Here is an 18,788-nt window from a genome sequence, read left to right as displayed (position 1 = left end):
ACTTGGGGTGTTACGTTGCGCAGGCGCGAGGAAATTCGAACGGGCGGGGAGGCTCGGGTGGACACCAGCCAGCGGCGGGAGCAGCGAACGGCATCCGCGGCGGAGGAGCGGCGCAGGGAGCTCCTCGAGGCCGCGGACCGCGTCGTGCTGCGGGACGGCCCCGAGGCGTCCATGAACGCCATCGCCGCCGAGGCGGGCATCACCAAGCCCATTCTGTACCGCCACTTCGGCGACAAGAGCGGACTTTACCGAGCCCTGGCAAAGCGCCACACCGACGCGCTGCTCGCCAACCTGCGGGCCGCCCTCGACGCGCCCAACGAGCGCCGCGACCGGGTGGAGGCCACCCTCGACGCGTATCTGTCGGCCATCGAGGCCCGTCCGCAGGTCTACCGCTTCCTGATGCACCCCGCCGAGAACGCGAACGCCGCGGACTCCGATCGCGGGTTCGACATCGGCCGCCACTCCGCCCCCGTACTGCGCCGCATGGGCGAGGAACTGGCCGGCTTCATCGCCGAACGGCTGGACCTCGGCCCGGAGGGCGAGGTCGCGGCCCGGGTGTGGGGGCACGGCATCGTCGGCATGATGCACGCGGCCGGGGACTGGTGGCTGGGCGAACGCCCCGTCGCCCGCGACGTCCTCGTCCGCCACCTCGCGGACCTGCTGTGGGGCCGCCTCGCCGCCGTCGGCGACCGGCCGGGCGCGGCGCGCCTCTAGGCGCCGTCGCCCGGTGCCCAGGGGGCCCGGCGGACCGCGCGCAGCGCGCGGTGGCGGCGCAGGCCCGTGAGCCGGTCGACGAACAGGCCGCCCTCCAGGTGGTCGCACTCGTGCTGGAGGCAGCGGGCGAAGAAGCCGGTGCCCTCCACGCGCAGCGGTGCGCCGTCCTTGTCGACACCCTCGATGACGGTCTCGTCGTGCCGGGCGGTGCCCGCGTGCACGCCCGGCAGCGACAGGCAGCCCTCCTCGCCGGTCACCACGACCCCGTCGTTGTGCACGAGCCGGGGGTTGACCACATGTCCGAGATGCCGGACGTCCTCGTCGTCCGGGCAGTCGAAGACGAACACCCGCAGCGGCACGCCGATCTGGTTCGCGGCCAGCCCCACCCCGTCGTGCGCGTACATCGTGGCGAACAAGTCCTCTACCAGAGAGGCGAGTTCGGCGTCGAAGACGGTCACGTCGCGGCAGGGTTCCCGGAGCCCGGGATCACCCAGCAGCCGCATCGGGCGGACGGTCCCGGAGCTGCCGGGGATGGGGGCGTGTCGCATGCCGGTCAGCGTACGGGGGCGGCTCGTTTCAGCGCCGGTGGGGGAAGTGGATAGGCTGATCGGCGACCGATGCCTTCCGGCCGGTGCAACGGCCCGGTGCGCACACCGCGGCCGGCCGCCGGAAAGGTGAGCGGGGCCGGACGCGAGGAGGATGTGGAGACGATGGCAGGCAACGCGGAGCCACTGTCGCCGCGGGCGAAGCTGGCCGTGACGGCGGGCAAGGCCGCGGCGGCAGTGTCGCGGGCGGCGGGGCGGGGCAGCGGATCGGTGATCGGCGGCCGGGTGGCGCTGAAACTCGACCCTGATCTACTGGCCCGGCTGGCGACCCATCTCGACGTCGTGCTCGTTTCGGCCACCAACGGCAAGACCACGACCACGCGGCTCCTCGCCGAGGCGCTGCGCGCCAACGGCGAGGTCGTCTCCAACGCCCTGGGCGCCAACATGCCGGCCGGCATCACCTCGGCGCTCGCCGGCGGCTCCGAGGCGCGCTACGGCGTGATCGAGGTCGACGAGAAGTACCTGGCCGGCGTGGCGCGTGACGTCAAGCCCAAGGCCATCGCCCTGCTCAACCTCTCCCGGGACCAGCTGGACCGGGCCGCCGAGACCCGCATGCTGGCCGAGAAGTGGCGCGAGGGCCTGGCGGGCTCGGACGCCGTCATCATCGCCAACGCCGACGACCCGCTGATCACCTGGGCCGCCTCCTCGTGCCCGACCGTCGTGTGGGTCGCCGCCGGCCAGGAGTGGAAGGACGACGCCTGGTCCTGCCCCTCGTGCGGCGGTGTCCTGCAGCGGCCGGCCGAGGACTGGTTCTGCGGCGAGTGCGGTTTCCGCCGGCCGACGACGACCTGGGCGCTCTCCGGCGACCACGTGATCGACCCGTACGGGTCCGCCTGGCCGATCCAGCTCCAGCTGCCCGGCCGCGCCAACAAGTCCAACGCCGCCGTGTCCGCCGCCGCCGCGGCCGCCTTCGGGGTGGACCCCAAGGTCGCCCTGGAGCGGATGTACAAGGTGCAGGCGGTCGCCGGCCGCTACGACGTGGTGCAGTTCCACGACCGCGACGTCCGGCTGCTGCTGGCGAAGAACCCCGCCGGCTGGCTGGAGACCTTCTCGCTGATCGACGGCCCGCCGACCCCGGTGATCCTCTCGGTGAACGCCCGCGGGGCCGACGGCACGGACACCTCCTGGCTGTGGGACGTGGACTACACCCGTCTGGCCGGGCACCCGATCCGGGTCATCGGCGACCGGAAGCTGGACCTCGCGGTCCGCCTGGAGGTCGCAGGCCTGGAGTTCCAGGTGTGCCAGGACTTCGACGAGGCGGTGCGCACCTCGCCGGCCGGCCGGATCGAGGCCATCGCCAACTACACCGCCTTCCAGGACCTCCGCCGCCGCGTCGGCAACTGACCGAAGACCCGTTTCGACAGGAGAACACGCTGTGAGCGACTCCAGCCTGCGTCTGGTGTGGGTCTACCCCGACCTGCTGAGCACCTACGGTGACCAGGGCAACGTCCTGGTCACCGAGCGCCGGGCCCGCCAGCGGCGGGTGCCGGTCACCCGGATCGACGTACGGTCCGACCAGCCCATCCCCACCTCCGGTGACATCTACCTCATCGGCGGCGGCGAGGACCGCCCGCAGCGGCTGGCCGCCGAGCGGCTGCGCCGCGACGGCGGGCTGAACCGCGCAGTCGACAACGGCGCCATCGTCTTCTCGGTGTGCGCCGGCTACCAGATCATCGGCCACGAGTTCGTCAACGACCTCGGCCGCCCCGAGCCGGGCCTCGGCCTGCTGGACGTGGTGAGCGTCCGCGGCGAGGGCGAGCGCTGCGTCGGCGACGTGCTGGCCGACATCGACCCCGCGCTCGGCCTGCCGCCGCTGACCGGCTTCGAGAACCACCAGGGCGTCACCCACGTCGGCAAGAACGCCCGCCCCCTGGCGCGGACGCGCTTCGGCAACGGCAACGGCACCGGCGACGGCACCGAGGGCGCGTACAACGAGACCGTCTTCGGCACCTACATGCACGGCCCCGTCATGGCCCGCAACCCGCAGATCGCGGACCTGCTGATCAAGCTGGCGATGGACGTCAGGGCGCTGCCGCCGGTCGACGACGAGTGGTACGAGGCGCTGCGCGCCGAGCGCATCGCGGCGGCGAGCCAGCCCGCCTGAGGCCCGCACCGTCGCGGGCCGGACCGGGGGAAACGGGGCCGGGGCCGGGTGGTGTCCGCACTGCGGGCGGCGTTTCCGCCGCCCGGACCCGGCTCGATAACCTAGGCGACAGCGGTGCGCGTCGCCGCGGGTCCATCCGGACGACGAGGTCCGGCGCCCGGATCGATCTTTCAGGAGTAACCAGCAAATGCGTATTGGTGTGCTGACGAGCGGCGGCGACTGCCCCGGCCTCAACGCCGTCATCCGGTCGGTCGTGCACCGCGCGGTCGTCGACCACGGGGACGAGGTCATAGGCTTCCACGACGGGTGGAAGGGCCTGCTCGAGTGCGATTACCGCAAGCTCGACCTCGACGCCGTGGGCGGCATCCTGGCCCGTGGCGGCACGATCCTCGGCTCCTCCCGGGTCCGCCCCGAGCACCTGCGGGACGGTGTCGAGCGGGCCAAGGGCCACGTCGCCGACCTGGGCCTGGACGCGATCATCCCGATCGGCGGCGAGGGCACCCTCAAGGCGGCCCGGCTGCTGTCCGACAACGGCCTGCCGATCGTGGGCGTGCCCAAGACGATCGACAACGACATCGCCTCCACCGACGTCACCTTCGGCTTCGACACCGCCGTGACGGTGGCCACCGAGGCGCTGGACCGTCTGAAGACCACCGCCGAGTCGCACCAGCGCGTGCTGATCGTCGAGGTCATGGGCCGGCACACCGGCTGGATCGCCCTGCACTCCGGCATGGCCGCCGGCGCGCACGCGATCGTCGTGCCGGAGCGCCCCTTCGACGTCGACGAGCTGACCCAGCGGGTCGGCGAGCGTTTCTCCGCGGGCAAGAAGTTCGCGATCGTCGTGGTCTCGGAGGGCGCGAAGCCGCGCGAGGGCACGATGGACTTCGAGTCGGGCGCCAAGGACGTCTACGGCCACGAGCGCTTCACCGGCATCGCGACCCGGCTCTCGATCGAGCTGGAGGAGCGGCTGGGCAAGGAGGCCCGCCCGGTCATCCTCGGCCATGTGCAGCGCGGCGGCACCCCCACCGCCTACGACCGGGTGCTGGCCACCCGCTTCGGCTGGCACGCGGTCGAGGCCGCGCACAACGGCGACTTCGGCATGATGACGGCGCTGCGCGGCACCGACATCACGCTGGTGCCACTGTCCGAGGCCGTCGAGCACCTCAAGACCGTCCCGGCCGAGCGGTACGTCGAGGCCGAGTGCGTGCTGTGACGCGCTGATCGCGCCCCCAGGCCCTGTCGCCGCCCCCGGTCGCAAGCGCGGCCGGGGGCGGCTCTAGTCTGGTGCGGGCGCACCCGCCCCAACCGGCACATTGCCGACGGCGCGGTGCGTGCGGCAGGCGCGACAGGAGAGTGACGGATGGACCACGGCGGACACGGGATGACGACGGAGCTCCCGCCGTTCACCCTCGGCCGGGGGCTCGAGTTCAGCGGGGATCCGGTCTTCCTGGCCGGCTGTGTGCTCGCGCTCGTGCTCTACGGCTGGGGGGTCGTACGACTGCTGCGGCGCGACGACCGCTGGCCCGCCGGCCGGATCGTCGCCTTCGTCGCCGGAGTGCTCTCCATCGCCCTGGTGATGTGCACCGCGCTGAACGAGTACGGCATGGTCATGTTCAGCGTCCACATGGTGCAGCACATGGTCGTCAGCATGGTCTCCCCCATCCTCCTGCTGCTGGGCGCCCCGGTGACCCTGACGCTGCGGGCGCTGCCGGCGGCGGGACGCGGCCGCAAGGGCCCGCGGGAGCTGCTGGTGGCGCTGCTGCACAGCCGCTACATGCGGGTGATCACGCATCCGGCGTTCACCATCCCGCTGTTCATCGCCAGCCTGTACGGGCTCTACTTCACCCCGCTGTTCGACACCCTCATGGGCAGCCGGACCGGGCACATCGCGATGATGGTCCACTTCCTCGCCGTGGGCCTGGTGTTCTTCTGGCCGATCATGGGCGTGGACCCTGGACCGAACCGGCCGAGCCATGTGATGCGCATCCTGGAGCTGTTCGCCGGGATGCCGTTCCACGCCTTCTTCGGCATCGCCCTGATGATGGCGAGCGAGCCGATGATCGGCGCCTTCCAGCACCCGCCCGCCTCGCTGGGGATCGACGCGCTGGACGACCAGACCGCGGCCGGCGGCATCGCGTGGGCGTTCAGCGAGATCCCGTCGGTGATCGTCCTCGTGGCGCTGCTGATCCAGTGGTACACCTCGGACCAGCGCCAGGCGCGTCGCAAGGACCGCGCCGCGGACCGTGACGGCGACGCGGAACTGGCAGCCTACAACGCGTACTTGGCATCCTTGGAGGCACGGGGTCGCGGCTGACGGGGCCGCCCGCCGCGAAGGGAGGCCCGCGATGGGCGACCAGGTACGGATATCGGGCGACGCGCTGCAGTTGCCGGGCGGCGTGACGGTGCGCTTCATGCGCACGCTGCGGCTGCCGGAGACGGGGACGCATCCGCTCCCACCCGGGATCGGCACCTTCCCGCTGCGCCGGGTCTCGGACCACCCCGACACCGCGCCCCAGGAGTGGCTCGCGCGGGGCGGGGTCATGCTCCCCGTCTACCAGCGCGAGGCCATGTGGCTCAGCTTCTCGGCCTCCGCACCGGCCGCGCTCCAGGTGGGCGTCGGCAAGGTCTGCGCGGTGTCGGGACGGCCGTGGAGCGACCGGCTGTCGCAGGACCCGCAGAACTACGTCGTCCTCCCGCGGCAGCCCTGGTTGGACGGCATCAACTCCGGCTCCGGGACGATCCGGCAGTTCGTGGCCGTGCCGCTGGGCCTGGGCGCGACCGTCGAGGGCCAGGTTACCGGCGAGGAGGTCTGGGGCGGGGTGCAGTTGCAGGTGTCCGAGCTCGGCGAGGAGCAACTGGCCGCCTGGCGGGCCGAGCAGCGGCGCCGGGAGAGCACCCGTCGCGCGGCCTTCGGCGGCTACGGGGGCGCTCCGGGGGCGATGCCGATGGCCGCCCCGGCGGCCGCACCGCCGCCGGCCCCGGGGGGCGCCCCGCGCCCGGCGGGGGGTGCGACACGGTCCCCGGTCTCCATGGGCCTGGGCGCGGGCGGCCGGATGCGGCAGGAGGTCTACCGCGACGACCGAAAGCCGTCCGACTGGCGCGACAGGCCCTCGGGCCGGGTCTTCGTCCACCTCACGACGGTGCCGGAATGGCGGCGCATCACCGGTGAGCCGGCTCCTCCCTCCCCGGTGAACCGCGCGGCGTACACCGCCGCCGGACTGCCCTGGTTCGACTACTACGACGCCGACGCCGAGGACCTGGCCGCCCCCGGCACGCTCGGCCGGGTGAAGCCGGTCGGCGACTGGCTCGGCGAGGACGAGTCGCCGTGGGTGGCACCGCACCCGGGTCAGGTGAAGCAGTTGGGGGACGGGAACCAGGTCACCGACGGCGACTGGTAGCGCACGGCGGGCGGCGGCGGGACCATGGAGTCCGGGCCGCCGCCCCGCGGCCCCCGGGGAGGAGGCCAGGAATGCACACACCTGCCAAGGCGATGATCACGTGCACGGTGGTGTCTCTGGTCGCCGTGACCGCGTACACGGTCGCACTCGGCCCCAACGGCTGGGTGTGGTTCGCCTGGGTCGTCCTCATGCTCGCCACGATCGGGGTGTTCGCGATCCGCAGCCCGCGCTGAGGGCTGCGCGTACGGCGTCCCCGCTCGGTGGGGCCGACGCGCTCGTCGACGTGGTGACCCGGCGCCCCGCCGTCAGGGCCGCGTCGGGGCGGCGTGCGCCTCGCGGGCGGCGATCACCCCGAGGCGGCGCAGGTCGTCGGTGAGGTCACCGCCGCGGTCGAGGTGGGCCGGGACCAGTCTGCCCACGAGCCACCGGAACCAGGCGGGTGTGTTCCGCATCCGGTAGGTCTGCACCACCCGGGTCCGCGAACCGGACCGCTCCAGTGCGATCGTCCAGTCGGTGCTGTCGGGGAACAGCGGGGTGGCCACGGTGCGCCAGGTGATCCGGTGCGGCGGCTCGAACTCCACGATCTCGCAGACCCGGCTCCAGCGCAGCCGGCCCGATCGGTTGTACCCGCGGAAGCGGGCGCCCGGCGCCGCCGACACCGTCCCGCGCAGCCAGCCGACGCGGTGGCACTCGTGGCTCCACTCGCTGGTCCGTGTCACGTCCGCGACGACGCGCCACACGGCCTCGGCCGGCGCGTCGACGACCACCTCGGTGCGGCACGTCCGGGCGACGCCCCGCCCCGTCCCGTCGCCGTTCCCCTCGCGGTTGCCGTTGTCCCTCATCGCTTCCTCCCCCTCGATCCCCTGTACTCAGGTGTCATGCGTCGAGCAGCCGGTCGATGACACCGGCCGCCCAGTGTTCGTACTGCTGCGGCGTCCAGCCGGAGAGCCCGGTCAGCAGGTGGTAGACCTCGACGCCCAGGACGGCCCACACCCCGTCCAGTTCTTCCTGGGTGACCGCACGCCCCGTGACGTGGGTCATGCCCTGGCCGACGCTGACGCGGCGGCGCCGCTGGTTGTCCCGGAGCCTCTCCGCGAGGTCCGCGTTGGAGGCGGCCGCCTCGCGCAGCGCGAGGTGCACCCCGGCGGTGCGCCGGTGGATCACGGTGACCAGGCGTGCGGCGGCGGCGATCCGCTCCTGCCGGGTGCCGGACCCGAGTCCGGCGAACTCCGTGCGTTCGGCGAGCGTTTCGGGCCGCGCGTCGCCGACCACCGCGACGTCCAGCGCGGCCATCAGCAGTTCGCCCTTGGACCGGAAGCCCGCGTACACCGTCTCGACCGACACCCCGGCCTCGCGGGCGACGTCACGCATCCCGGTCGCCGCCCAGCCGTGCTCGCCGAACAGCCGGACGGCCGCGGCCAGCACCACGGCCCGTGTCTCCCCTGCCTGTTGCTCGCGTCGCGGTGAGCGGTACGGGCGCCGTGCCCGGGGCGGTTCCTCCGTCGCCATCAGCGCGCCGTTCCGTTCCGCGCGCGATCCCGCGCGGGCCACCATTCCGCGCGGCGGCGCCGGTAGGCGCGGGCGAAGCCGTACAGCAGGACGAAGCGCGGGACCGGGGGCACCAGCCGGACCACGATCCGGTGCCCCTCCGGGTCGATGCCGTCGAGCATCCAGTGCCCCTCCATGCCGAGCTGCGTCAACGACTTGGACCTGACGTTGTACTCCTGGTCCCAGGCGTGCCATTCGGCCTGGGTGAGGGTCGCCGACACCACGGGCATGGCCTCCGCGACCTCGCGCTCCAGGTGCGGCACGAGAACGGCCGTCAGCGACTCGAGCGCCGCGAGGAGCCTGATGCGCGCCTCGTCGGAGGCCGTCTCCGCGTACCGCCGGGCGGCGTCCGTCACGGTCACGGCCGCCGGGGTGATCCTGCGGTGGTCGCTGTCCAGGGAATCCAGCAGCGGCCCGGTGGCCGGGTCGCGTTCGCGCACCAGCGGCCACAGGCCCTCGTCCTCACCGGTGTGGTGCGTGTGGAGGAACTCCATCAGCCACACGACGTGGCGGCCGACCGCGCTCCCCTGTCGCGGCTGCGGATGCGGCTCGGAGGTCAGCACCGTCCGCGTGCGCTCCAGGTCGCGGCGGAGTGCGCCGTGCACGATCCCCATCATCCGCGTGTCCGCCGGCGCGGAACCCGTGGAACCCGTCCCCATGTCACCCTCCCCGTGGCTGCCTTGGCAGGAGAGTAGAACGGCGCCACTTTCCCTACAAGGTCGTTCCAGTGAATTCTGGGGGCATGGGCATGGGCGGGGTCTCTCGAGGGACGTCAGGCTCCGGTACGTCGCCCGTGCCGTACCACGGAGGCGGTCACCGCGGCGACGACGGCGGTCACCACGAGGCTCCCGGCCGCGACCATCCCGACGCCGACCAGGAAGAGGCCGCTCGAGTCGTCCGACCAGTCGTAGAAGGCGGCGGCGGTCAGGCCGGCCGTGGTGCCGAGCACGGCGGCCGGGACGCGGCCCCGTGACGCGGCCCAGCACACGAGCGGCAGCAGGGTCAGCACCAGCCCCACGACCTGCCACGCCTCATACGGGCCCGTCTCCGACCCGTCGGGCCGCACATCACGTTGCTGGTCCCAGCCCAGCCACGCAGCCCAGGCGGCCGACGCGACGACGGCCTGCAGGAGGACCGGCAGCAGCCGGGACAGGGGATTCGCGGTTTCTCGAGGCATGACCCGAGCGTCCCCTCCCGCCGCTTCGCCCACCAGAGCGCATGTACTCAGCCCCCACCGAGTACATGACACCGGCCGGACCGGGGTGCCGAACACCTGACGGAGCGGACGGAGCCCCCGGTGTCAGGCGGGAGCGTGGCGGGCGAGGCCGGAGACGAGGAGGTCGAGGCCGAACTCGAAGCGCTCGTCGCCCTCGTCGCGCATGAGAGCGTCGACCATGCCCGTGATGTGGGGGAAGCCCTCGGGGGGCAGCGAGCCGAAGTACTCGCGGATGCGCACGATCTGCTCGTCGAGGGTGACGCCGCTCTCGCCGAAACCCTGGCTGCGCAGGCTCTCCTCGACCGCGGTGGCCGTGATGAAGAGCGCGAGGGCGTCCACGCCGTAGGCGCAGACCTGGTCGGAGAGGCCGCCGGCCTTGAGGATCGCGAGCATCGCCTCGGCGTTGAGGAGGGCGTTGGGGCCGAAGGGGATGCCCTGCCCGATGGCGGCGCGCGCCAGGTCGCGATGGGCGACGAGGGCGCCGCGGCCCTGCCGGGCCAGCTCCTTGATCTGCTCCTGCCACCGCTCGGGGTCCGGCTCGGGGCGGGTCACGTCGGCCTGGATGCGGTCGAGGAGCAGCTCGAGCAGCTCCTCCTTGTTGGCGACGTGCGCGTAGAGCGAGGCGGCGCCGGTGTCCAGCTCCTGGGCGACCCGGCGCATGCTCAGCGCGTCCAGGCCCTCGGCGTCGACGACGTGGAGGGCCGCCGTGACGATCGCCTCGCGGCTGAGGCTGCGACGGGGGGCCTTCTTGCGCTCGGCGCGCCAGGGCGGGACGGGGACCGATGTCACGTGCTGCGTACCTCCGGGAGCGGGACACGGACAGCGTACTTGACACGAACGTCGTTCGTTGTTTAGAACACTGTTCGTTTAACACGAACGGCGTTCGTCCAACAGGACGCCACCCACCCCGATGGAGGACCCCATGAGCACCCAGGCGCTCTCCCCGCCCGCTCCCCCGGCCACCGGCCATCCCCTGCGCAAGCTCGGGCTGGCCGTGATCCTCGCCGTCGAGATCATGGACCTGCTCGACGCCACGATCGTCGGCGTCGCCTCGCCCTCGATCCGCGCGGACTTCGGCGGCAGCTCCACACAGATCCAGTGGATCACCGCCGCCTACACGCTGGCCTTCTCCGTACTGATGATCACCGGGGCGCGGCTCGGCGACATCGTCGGCCGCCGCAGGATGTTCCTCGTCGGGCTCGGCGGGTTCACGGTGTGCTCCGCGCTGTGCGCGGCCGCGGGCTCCGCCGGGACGCTGATCGGGGGGCGGGCCGCGCAGGGGCTGTTCGCCGCGATGATGGTGCCGCAGGGCCTCGGCATCCTGCGCCAGATGTTCCCGCCGAAGGAGCAGGGGGCGGCCTTCGGCGCGTTCGGGCCGGTCATGGGTCTCGCCGCGGTCGCCGGGCCGGTGCTCGGCGGTTTCCTCACCGACGCGGACCTCTTCGGCTCCGGCTGGCGCTCGGTGTTCCTGATCAACGTCCCGATCGGCGTCGTCGCCTTCGCCGTCGCGCTGCGCATCCTGCCCGAGGGCCGCTCGCCGCACGCGCCGCGGCTGGACCTGCCGGGGTCGGCACTGGTCAGCCTCGGGGTGCTCATGCTCGTCTACCCGCTGGTCCAGGGCCGCGACCTCGGCTGGCCGCTGTGGACGTACCTGTCGATGGCGGGCGCGGTCCCGGTGCTCGGTGTCTTCGCCTGGTACCAGCGGCGGCTGGTGGCGCGGGGCGGTTCCCCGCTCGTCGAACCCGGGCTCTTCCGCCACCGCGGCTTCTCCGCCGCGCTCGTGGTGGGCGTCGCCTTCTTCGCCGCGGTCAGCGGCCTGATGCTGGTGCTCACCCTGCATCTGCAGGTGGGGCTCGGCTACAGCGCCCTGCACGCCGGGGCGTCGATGATCCCCTGGTCCGCCGGCACGGTCGTGGGCGCGGTCCTCTCCGGTGCCGTCCTCGGCCCCAAGTACGGCCGGCGCACCATCCAGGCCGGCTTCGCGCTGTCGGCGGTGGCGGTCGCCGCGCTGGCGCTCACCGTGCACCTGGCGGGCCACGGTGCCACCACCTGGCAGCTGCTGCCCGCCCTCCTGCTGAACGGCTTCGCGATGGGCCTGGTCATGGCGCCGTTCTTCGACATCGCCCTCGCCGACGTCGAGGAGCGCGAGACCGGCTCGGCCTCCGGTGTCCTCAACGCCGTGCAGCAGCTCGGCGGTTCGGTCGGCGTCGCGGTGCTCGGCACGGCGTTCTTCTCCTACGCCGCCGACGGCGGGACGGTGCCCGCGACCCAGTGGACGGCGCTCATGGCCGCGGCCGCGTTCGTCGCGGCGCTGGCGGCCGCCTTCCTGCTGCCCCGCCACGCCCGCGAGGGCACGGCCGGACACTGAACGGCCGGTGTGCGGGAGCCGGCCGCCGCGGCCGGGACGGGCGCGGCGGCGCTCGCGTCCGGGCCCAGGCCCGGGACCGGACGTGACGACAGGTCAGGTCCGGACCATTCACCTGGCGGACGCGTGCGGGCCCGGTGACGCGCGGCATCCGCCGCGCCTAGACTGACGATCCTCGAATCGCGTTGTGACCTGGCAGAACGCCGCCCGGAGCCGATCGGCGCCAGTTGGGAGTCAGTCCGTGTTCTACTACGTGCTCAAGTACGTGGTCCTCGGCCCGTTGCTGCGGGTGCTGTTCCGCCCGAGGATCGAGGGCATGGAGAACATCCCGGAGGAGGGCGCGGCGATCGTCGCGGGCAACCACCTGTCGTTCTCCGACCACTTCCTGATGCCCGCGATCCTGCCGCGCCGGATCACCTTCCTGGCGAAGGCCGAGTACTTCACCGGCACCGGCCTCAAGGGGCGGCTGACCGCGGCGTTCTTCCACAGCATCGGGCAGATCCCGGTCGACCGCTCCGGCGGCAAGGCGGGAGAGTCGGCGATCCGCGAGGGGATGAAGGTGCTCGGCAAGGGCGAGCTCCTCGGTATCTACCCCGAAGGCACCCGCTCCCACGACGGACGCCTCTACAAGGGCAAGGTCGGCGTGGCCGCCATGGCCATCCGCGCCAAGGTCCCGGTCGTCCCGTGCGCGATGATCGGCACGTACGAGATCCAGCCCGCCGGGCGGCGGCTGCCGCGCATCAAGCCGGTGACGATCCGCTTCGGCGCGCCGATGGAGTTCTCCCGCTTCGAGGGGATGGACAACGAGCGCTATGTGGTGCGCTCGGCCACGGACGAGATCATGTACGCCATCCTCGCCCTGTCCGGCCAGGAGTACGTCGACCGGTACGCCGCCGAGGTCAAGGCCGAGCAGCAGGGCCAGTCCGGCATCGGCTCCCGGCTGCGCCGAGGCGCCTGACCGGTTGCGCCCTGCGCGGATCCGCGCAGGGCGAACGACCCTGGTCCCGCCGCCCGCGGGCCGCCTAGCGTCGCCGTCATGACGGGAACTGCGTTCGTGATCGGTGCGACGGGACAGATCGGCCGGGCGGCGGTGCGCGCCCTCGCCGGGGACGGCTGGGAGGTGCGGGCCGCCTCCCGCGGTGGCGGCGGTGAGGTGGAGTGGCCCGACGGGGTCCGCCCGGTGACCGTGGACCGCGAGGACACCGCGGCGCTGGCGGCGGCGCTCGGCGAGGGCTGCGACGTGCTGCTGGACTGCGTCGCCTACGGGCCGGAGCACGCGCGGCAGCTGACGGAGCTGGCGGACCGGATCGGCTCCGCGGTCGTCGTGTCCAGCTGCTCCGTCTACGAGGACGGCCGGGGCCGCAGCCTCGACACCGACGGGGAGCCGGGCGGCGCGCCCGCCTTCCCGGTGCCCGTCGCGGAGACGCAGCCGGTGCTGGCCCCCGGCGAGGGCGGCTACTCGGCGCGCAAGGTGGCGCTGGAGCGCGACCTGCTGGCGGCGGAGGGGCGGTTGCCCGTCACGCTGCTGCGCGCCGGGGCGGTCCACGGCCCGCACAGCCTGCGGCCGAGGGAGCTGTACTTCGTCAAGCGGGCCGTGGACCGGCGGCCGTTCCGGGTGCTCGCGTACGGCGGGGAGAGCCGCTTCCACCCGGTGCACGCCGCGAACCTCGCCGAACTGGTGCGGCTGGCCGCCCGCCGCCCGGGCTCCCGGGTGCTCAACGCCGGCGACCCGTACGCCCCGACGGTGGCGGAGATCGCGGACGCGATCGCCGCGGTGCTCGGCCACGAGGCGCGGACGTACGCCGTGGACGGCCCTCCCCCGGCGAAGAACGTCGGCGACACCCCGTGGACGACGGCGCACCCCTTCGTGCTGGACATGTCGGCCGCGGAACGGGAACTGGGCTACCGCGCCGTGACCGGATACGCGGAGTCCCTGCCGGAGAACGTGGCGTGGCTGGTGGAGCGGCTCGGCGGACGGGACTGGCGGGCGGCCTTCCCCGTCCTGGCGTCGACGTACGACCGCTTCGGCGACCTGTTCGACTACGAGGCCGAGGACCGCTGGCTGGCCGCCGGAAAACCGCTCGCCGGGCCCGGGGAGGCCAACTAGCCTCGGAGCCGTGGGAAGGGACAGGACATGAGTGCGCGGCTGCGGGCCCTCGCCAAGGAGACGGAAGGCCTCGTCGCGACCGGCCGCTACCGGACGGCGCGCGGCGTGGAGGTGGCCATCGGGGAGGCCGTCGCACGGGCCGTGCGGGGGACGCGGATGTACGGCCCGGAACCCGTCGACCCCGGTCCCCGCACCGGCACCGGTCCCGGCACGGAGCCCATCGGGCCCACGGCCTTCGAGGTGACCGGCGAGGACAGCCTGCAGGCGGCGCGCCGCCTGGCGGGGCGGGCCCCGGGGGTCCCGGTCGCCGTGCTGAACTTCGCCTCGGCCCGCAATCCCGGCGGCGGCTACGTCAACGGTGCGCAGGCTCAGGAGGAGGCGCTGTGCCGCGCTTCGGCGCTCTACACGACGCTGCTCACGGTGCGCGAGTTCTACGACTGGCACCGGGCGGACCGCAGCCCCTTCTACAGCGACCGGGTGATCCACTCCCCCGGCGTCCCGGTCTTCCGCGACGAGCACGGCGTCCTGCTGGACGAGCCCTTCGAGGCCGGCTTCCTCACCTCAGCCGCCCCCAACGCGGGGGTGATCCTCCGTCAGGAGCCCGACGCCGCGGACCGCGTGCCCGCCGCGCTGTCGACCCGGGCGGGCAGGGTGCTCGAGGTCGCCGCGGCGCACGGCTACCCCTCCCTGGTGCTGGGCGCCTGGGGCTGCGGGGTGTTCCGCAACGACCCGGCGGCCGTCGCCGCCGCCTTCCGCGAGCACCTCGGCCCGGGCGGGCGGTTCGCGGACCACTTCGGCCGGGTCGTCTTCGCCGTACTCGACCGGCGCGCGGACTCGCCCATCCGGGCCGCATTCGCCGCCGCCTTCCCCGGGTAGAGGAGTCCCATGAGCGACAAGCGCAACATCGACACCGTGATGGACGCCGTGGACCAGAAGTGGATGCCGCACGTCCTCGCCGAGGTCAACGACTACGACGTCAAGGTCGCCAACGTGGAGGGCGACTTCCCCGAGCACGCGCACGCGGACACCGACGAGTTCTTCCTCGTCCTCGCCGGCCGGCTGCACCTGGAACTGCCGGACCGCACGGTGACCCTCGGCCCGCACGAGGTGTTCACCGTCCCCCGCGGCGTCCCGCACCGGCCGCGCGCCGAGGAGGGCACCCGCATCCTGATGTTCGAGCCGCGTGGCACGGTCAACACCGGCGACGGCAACGAGGGCGCGGGCACGACCGGGGTGCGGCTCGGCTAGCCTCCCGGGCCCGGAACGCCGGACGGCCCCGCCGCGCCTCGGGGGCGCGACGGGGCCGTCCGCTCTGGTACCGCGGTGTGTCAGCTCGTGGGCGGTACCGGCGCGGCGTGCGGGGCGCACGTCACGTCGGACCGGTCGAGCCTGCCCGTCACGAAGTAGCCGGTGACGCGGTCGTTGATGCAGGGGTTGACCAGGCCGGTGACACCGTGCGACCCGGCGCCCTTCTCGGTGATCATGAGCGAGCCCTTGAGCCGCTTGTGCAGCTCCACGGCGCCCGTGTACGGGGTCGCCGCGTCACGGGTGCTCTGGACGATCATGACGCGCGGCAGGCCGTGGCCGGTCCGCACCTCCACCGGGGTCTGCTGCGGGACGCCCCACGTGGCGCACGGCAGGTTCATCCAGGCGTTGGACCAGGTCAGGAACGGGTACTTGGCGTGCAGCCGGGTGTTGTCACGGTCCCAGGTGCGCCAGTCGCGCGGCCACTTGGCGTCGGTGCACTCCACCGCCGTGTAGACGGCGTTGCCGTTCTCCGAGGTGATGTTGCCCGCGGTGTCCGACAGGTCGGGGGCCGCGGCGTCGACCAGTGCCTGGGTGTCACCCCCGAGGTAGGCGCTCCAGATCCCGGCCACGGCCGCCCACGACGAGTCGTAGTACGGGGCGCTCTGGAAGAGGCCGAGCAGCTCGGACGGGCCCACGACCCCGCCGATGGGGTGCGCCTTGGCGGAGGCCCGCAGCTTCTCCCACTGCGCCTGGACCTTCGCCGGGGTGTTGCCGATGTGGTAGACGGAGTCGTACTTGGCGACCCAGGCCTTCCAGTCGTTCCAGCGGCCCTCGAAGGCGACGTCCTGGTCGAGGTTGTTCTGGTACCAGATCTGGTCGCGGGACGGGTTCACGACGCTGTCGACGACCATGCGGCGCACGTGCGACGGGAAGAGCGTGGCGTAGACGGCGCCGAGGTAGGTGCCGTAGGAGACGCCGAGGTAGTTGAGCTTCCGCTCGCCGAGGGCGGCGCGGACGACGTCGAGGTCGCGGGCGGTGTTGGCCGTCGTCATCTGCGACAGCATGGCGGCGCCGGTGCGCTCCTTGCAGCCTTCCGCGTACTCGGCGGCAAGCTTGCGCTGCGCCCGCTTGTCGGCCTCGCTGTCGGGGACCGGGTCGGCCTTGGGGGCCTTCACGAACTCCTGCGGGTCGGCGCAGGAGATGGGCGCCGAGTGGCCGACGCCGCGCGGGTCGAAGCCGACGAAGTCGTAGGCCTTGGCCGTCGCCGCCCAGATCGGGTTCTTGGTCGTCACGCGGAGCGGGAAGCGCATACCGGAGCCACCGGGCCCGCCCGGGTTGTAGATCAGGGCGCCCTGGCGCTCGGCGGCGGTGCCGGTGTTGCCGATGCGGTCCACCGCGATCTTGACCGTCTTGCCGTAGGGCTTGGCGTAGTCGACGGGTACGGTCACCCAGCCGCACTCGACGGGGCTCGCGATGCCCCAGTCCGCCGGGCAGGCGGCCCAGTCGATGCCCTTCCTGGCCGCGTGCGCGGCGGCGATCCGTACGCCGTGGGCCTCGGCGGCGCCGCTGTGTCCGTGGGCCGTCGGCGCGCTGCGGGCGACCGCGGTCTGCGGTGCCGCCGTGGCGACGGTGCCGGCTATCAGGGCCGCGGTCAGCCCGAGCACGGCCGTGCGTCTCACCATGAACTCCCCCTGCTGGTGGTGCCGCTCGTGGCGGCCCGATCACAACTGCAGGGGGATCCTTTCGCCTCGGAGGCCTCCGGGAGAAGATCTTATGAGTGTTTCTTTACCAATCCATGAGCCGGGACCCGCGGTTGGCGGCGTGCCCTCGGCACCGGACCGTCGCCGGCCGGCTCCGACGGGAAGAGGGTCGCCAGGTGGGGTTCGCCGCCGGGGCCGCGGCCGAGGTCTCGCCCCTTGCCACCGGCGCCCGGGCGGCCGCGGGAGAGCCCGACGTCGGGCTCGTCGACGGGACGACCGCGCCTAACGATGCGCCGAGGTCAGGGAGTTCCACGATCCGGGGTTCGCCAACGGGGCCGCGGCCGGAGTCCCGCCCCTGGCCGCCGGCGCCCGGACGGCCGCAGCCCTGGCGCGGCCGCGGGAGCGGTGACCGCACCCGGGTGACGCTGCGGATGTCGGACCGCGCCGGGGCCGTCGCCGGCGTCGCCGCAGGAGAGCCCGACGTCACGCTGGTCGACGCGGCGGCCGCGCCCAACAATTCACCGAGGCCGGGGAGTTCCACGATCCGGGGTTCGCCCTCGGGGTCTCGGCCGGAGTCCCGCCCCTGGCCGACGGTGCCCGGACGGCCGCAGCCCTGGCGCGGCTGCGGGAGCGGCAACCGCGCCCGGGTGACGCTGCGGATGCCGGACCGCGCGGAGCCCGTCGCCGGCGTCGCCGCAGGAAAGCCCAACGTCACGCTGGTCGACGCGGCGGCCGCGCCCAACAATTCGCCGAGGCCGGGGAGTTCCACGATCCGGGGTTCGCCCTCGGGGTCTCGGCCGGGGTCTCACCCCTGGCCGCCGGCGCCCGGACGGCCGCAGCCCTGGCGCGGCCGCGGGAGCGGTGACCGCGCCCGGGTGACGCTGCGGATGCCGGACCGCGCGGAGGCCGTCGCCGGCGTCGCCGCAGGAGAGCCCAACGTCACGCTGGTCGACGGGGCGGCCGCGCCCAGCGATCCGCGGCGGCCGGGGAGGGCTTCCGGGGGCGGCACGAGGGGCCCGGGGTCCGGGCGGTGCCGGAACTCGTCGGGTCCGGGCTCGGCCCGGCGCTGCCGCCGCGTTCCGCCGCCGAGGGGAGGGCCGGCGTCCCGCGGTGCGGCGGCGGTGCTGACCGGCCTGCCGACGGGTGCCTCGGTCCCGTGGCGACCGACCCGGCCTCACCCGTTCGGCCCAGTGCCTTTTGCCCCGCCCTGGTGAGGGCCGCACAGTCGAGTGACGGCGGTGACTGGGCGCCATCCCCCCGGGATGGACGAGGCGCACCCCCGGGCGACCGTCCCGGGACCCGCGCTCGGCGGCCCCTGCCACGCGATCCCGCACCGCCCCGTGCGAGTGAGCGGCCCTCCCGGGCCCCACGCCACCGTCCTCAGCGCGGCCGCGGCGTGCGCACGGTCCTCGCGCCCCCAAAGGATCGAGGTCCCATGGACAGCACACCGAAGACACGCGTCGTTCTGCGGATTCGGCTTCACGAGGGCAAGGGGGATCAGTATGCGCAGGCATACGACCTCGTGCACCGCGGCGTCGTCAAGGCGGACGGCTTCATCAGTTCGCAGCTGTGCCGGTCCCTCGTGGACCCGGACAGCTGGATCGTCACCAGCGAGTGGCGGTCGCTCGACCAGTACCTCGCGTACCTGGCGAGCGAGGACTTCAAGGCGCGGCGGGTCGGGCTGCGCGAGTGCATCCTGGAGCACGAGTCGACGCAGTACGCGGTCGTCGCCGATGTGAAGCCCTGACCCGGCGCCGGCCACGGCCCCCGGGGCGGCGTTCGC

Annotated in this window: 20 protein-coding genes; 13 read left to right on the top strand and 7 right to left on the bottom strand. The window is 73.5% G+C overall.

From position 1 onward, the window contains the following. Window positions 1-57: 57 nt before the first annotated feature. On the top strand, window positions 58-714 hold the full coding sequence (locus tag CHF15_RS17205) for a TetR family transcriptional regulator (RefSeq protein ID WP_089224689.1): 657 nt from the start codon (window positions 58-60) through the stop codon (window positions 712-714). On the opposite strand, the gene def is transcribed toward CHF15_RS17205, so the two are convergent. After that, a complete protein-coding gene (def, locus tag CHF15_RS17200; protein WP_089224688.1) occupies window positions 711-1,262 on the bottom strand; it encodes a peptide deformylase in 552 nt (183 codons plus the stop codon). The genes CHF15_RS17205 and def overlap by 4 nt on opposite strands. Before the next feature lie 162 nt (window positions 1,263-1,424). Here def and CHF15_RS17195 point away from each other — a divergent pair, with 162 nt between their 5' ends. The 6 genes from CHF15_RS17195 to CHF15_RS44910 all read left to right on the top strand — a co-directional run bounded on the left by CHF15_RS17195 (window position 1,425) and on the right by CHF15_RS44910 (window position 7,054). Then, window positions 1,425-2,663: a MurT ligase domain-containing protein gene (locus CHF15_RS17195; RefSeq protein WP_089224874.1), complete on the top strand. Its 1,239-nt coding sequence runs from the start codon at window positions 1,425-1,427 to the stop codon at window positions 2,661-2,663. A 31-nt stretch (window positions 2,664-2,694) separates the two neighbouring features. Then, window positions 2,695-3,423, top strand: a complete 729-nt coding sequence (locus tag CHF15_RS17190; RefSeq protein ID WP_089224687.1) for a type 1 glutamine amidotransferase — start codon at window positions 2,695-2,697, stop codon at window positions 3,421-3,423. A 187-nt stretch (window positions 3,424-3,610) separates the two neighbouring features. Next, a complete protein-coding gene (locus tag CHF15_RS17185; protein ID WP_089224686.1) occupies window positions 3,611-4,636 on the top strand; it encodes a 6-phosphofructokinase in 1,026 nt (341 codons plus the stop codon). Window positions 4,637-4,783: 147 nt separating this feature from the next. Then, window positions 4,784-5,737 carry a cytochrome c oxidase assembly protein gene (locus CHF15_RS17180; RefSeq protein ID WP_089224685.1) on the top strand — a complete coding sequence of 318 codons (954 nt, stop codon included), beginning with the start codon at window positions 4,784-4,786 and terminating at the stop codon, window positions 5,735-5,737. A 31-nt stretch (window positions 5,738-5,768) separates the two neighbouring features. Continuing rightward, window positions 5,769-6,821, top strand: a complete 1,053-nt coding sequence (locus CHF15_RS17175) for a hypothetical protein (protein ID WP_089224684.1) — start codon at window positions 5,769-5,771, stop codon at window positions 6,819-6,821. A 71-nt stretch (window positions 6,822-6,892) separates the two neighbouring features. Then, window positions 6,893-7,054, top strand: a complete 162-nt coding sequence (locus tag CHF15_RS44910; protein WP_179279835.1) for a hypothetical protein — start codon at window positions 6,893-6,895, stop codon at window positions 7,052-7,054. A 72-nt stretch (window positions 7,055-7,126) separates the two neighbouring features. Here the strand turns inward: CHF15_RS44910 and CHF15_RS17170 are convergent, their stop codons facing one another. The 5 genes from CHF15_RS17170 to CHF15_RS17150 form a co-directional block, all read right to left on the bottom strand. Beyond that, window positions 7,127-7,663, bottom strand: a complete 537-nt coding sequence (locus CHF15_RS17170) for an SRPBCC family protein (RefSeq protein WP_089224683.1) — start codon at window positions 7,661-7,663, stop codon at window positions 7,127-7,129. Between the two features lie 34 nt (window positions 7,664-7,697). Continuing rightward, a complete protein-coding gene (locus CHF15_RS17165) occupies window positions 7,698-8,330 on the bottom strand; it encodes a TetR/AcrR family transcriptional regulator (RefSeq protein ID WP_089224873.1) in 633 nt (210 codons plus the stop codon). Beyond that, on the bottom strand, window positions 8,330-8,983 hold the full coding sequence (locus CHF15_RS17160; protein ID WP_245938897.1) for a hemerythrin domain-containing protein: 654 nt from the start codon (window positions 8,981-8,983) through the stop codon (window positions 8,330-8,332). The genes CHF15_RS17165 and CHF15_RS17160 overlap by 1 nt, the downstream gene beginning before the upstream one ends. A gap of 158 nt (window positions 8,984-9,141) precedes the next feature. Further along, a complete protein-coding gene (locus CHF15_RS17155) occupies window positions 9,142-9,546 on the bottom strand; it encodes a hypothetical protein (RefSeq protein ID WP_089224682.1) in 405 nt (134 codons plus the stop codon). A 123-nt stretch (window positions 9,547-9,669) separates the two neighbouring features. After that, on the bottom strand, window positions 9,670-10,374 hold the full coding sequence (locus CHF15_RS17150) for a TetR/AcrR family transcriptional regulator (protein ID WP_089224681.1): 705 nt from the start codon (window positions 10,372-10,374) through the stop codon (window positions 9,670-9,672). 133 nt (window positions 10,375-10,507) lie between these two features. Between CHF15_RS17150 and CHF15_RS17145 the strand changes: the two genes are divergently transcribed. From CHF15_RS17145 to CHF15_RS17125, 5 genes are all read left to right on the top strand, one after another. Next, on the top strand, window positions 10,508-11,953 hold the full coding sequence (locus CHF15_RS17145; RefSeq protein WP_089224871.1) for an MFS transporter: 1,446 nt from the start codon (window positions 10,508-10,510) through the stop codon (window positions 11,951-11,953). A gap of 238 nt (window positions 11,954-12,191) precedes the next feature. Then, complete coding sequence (locus CHF15_RS17140; RefSeq protein WP_089224680.1) at window positions 12,192-12,908, top strand: lysophospholipid acyltransferase family protein; 717 nt, start codon at window positions 12,192-12,194, stop codon at window positions 12,906-12,908. Between the two features lie 78 nt (window positions 12,909-12,986). Then, complete coding sequence (locus CHF15_RS17135; RefSeq protein ID WP_089224679.1) at window positions 12,987-14,057, top strand: NAD-dependent epimerase/dehydratase family protein; 1,071 nt, start codon at window positions 12,987-12,989, stop codon at window positions 14,055-14,057. A gap of 27 nt (window positions 14,058-14,084) precedes the next feature. Continuing rightward, window positions 14,085-14,933: a TIGR02452 family protein gene (locus CHF15_RS17130; protein ID WP_089224678.1), complete on the top strand. Its 849-nt coding sequence runs from the start codon at window positions 14,085-14,087 to the stop codon at window positions 14,931-14,933. Between the two features lie 9 nt (window positions 14,934-14,942). Continuing rightward, a complete protein-coding gene (locus CHF15_RS17125) occupies window positions 14,943-15,305 on the top strand; it encodes a cupin domain-containing protein (RefSeq protein WP_018561618.1) in 363 nt (120 codons plus the stop codon). A gap of 80 nt (window positions 15,306-15,385) precedes the next feature. On the opposite strand, the gene CHF15_RS17120 is transcribed toward CHF15_RS17125, so the two are convergent. Continuing rightward, window positions 15,386-16,987: an alpha/beta hydrolase gene (locus CHF15_RS17120; RefSeq protein WP_089224677.1), complete on the bottom strand. Its 1,602-nt coding sequence runs from the start codon at window positions 16,985-16,987 to the stop codon at window positions 15,386-15,388. A 1,453-nt stretch (window positions 16,988-18,440) separates the two neighbouring features. On the opposite strand from CHF15_RS17120, the gene CHF15_RS17115 reads away from it, so the two are divergent. Then, window positions 18,441-18,752 carry an antibiotic biosynthesis monooxygenase family protein gene (locus tag CHF15_RS17115; RefSeq protein WP_089224676.1) on the top strand — a complete coding sequence of 104 codons (312 nt, stop codon included), beginning with the start codon at window positions 18,441-18,443 and terminating at the stop codon, window positions 18,750-18,752. Window positions 18,753-18,788: the final 36 nt, after the last annotated feature.

It is taken from the genome of Actinacidiphila glaucinigra (assembly GCF_900188405.1).
Classification (GTDB): domain Bacteria; phylum Actinomycetota; class Actinomycetes; order Streptomycetales; family Streptomycetaceae; genus Actinacidiphila; species Actinacidiphila glaucinigra.
Note: the sequence above shows the minus strand (reverse complement) of the source record. Positions and strands in the feature narration are given on the sequence as shown.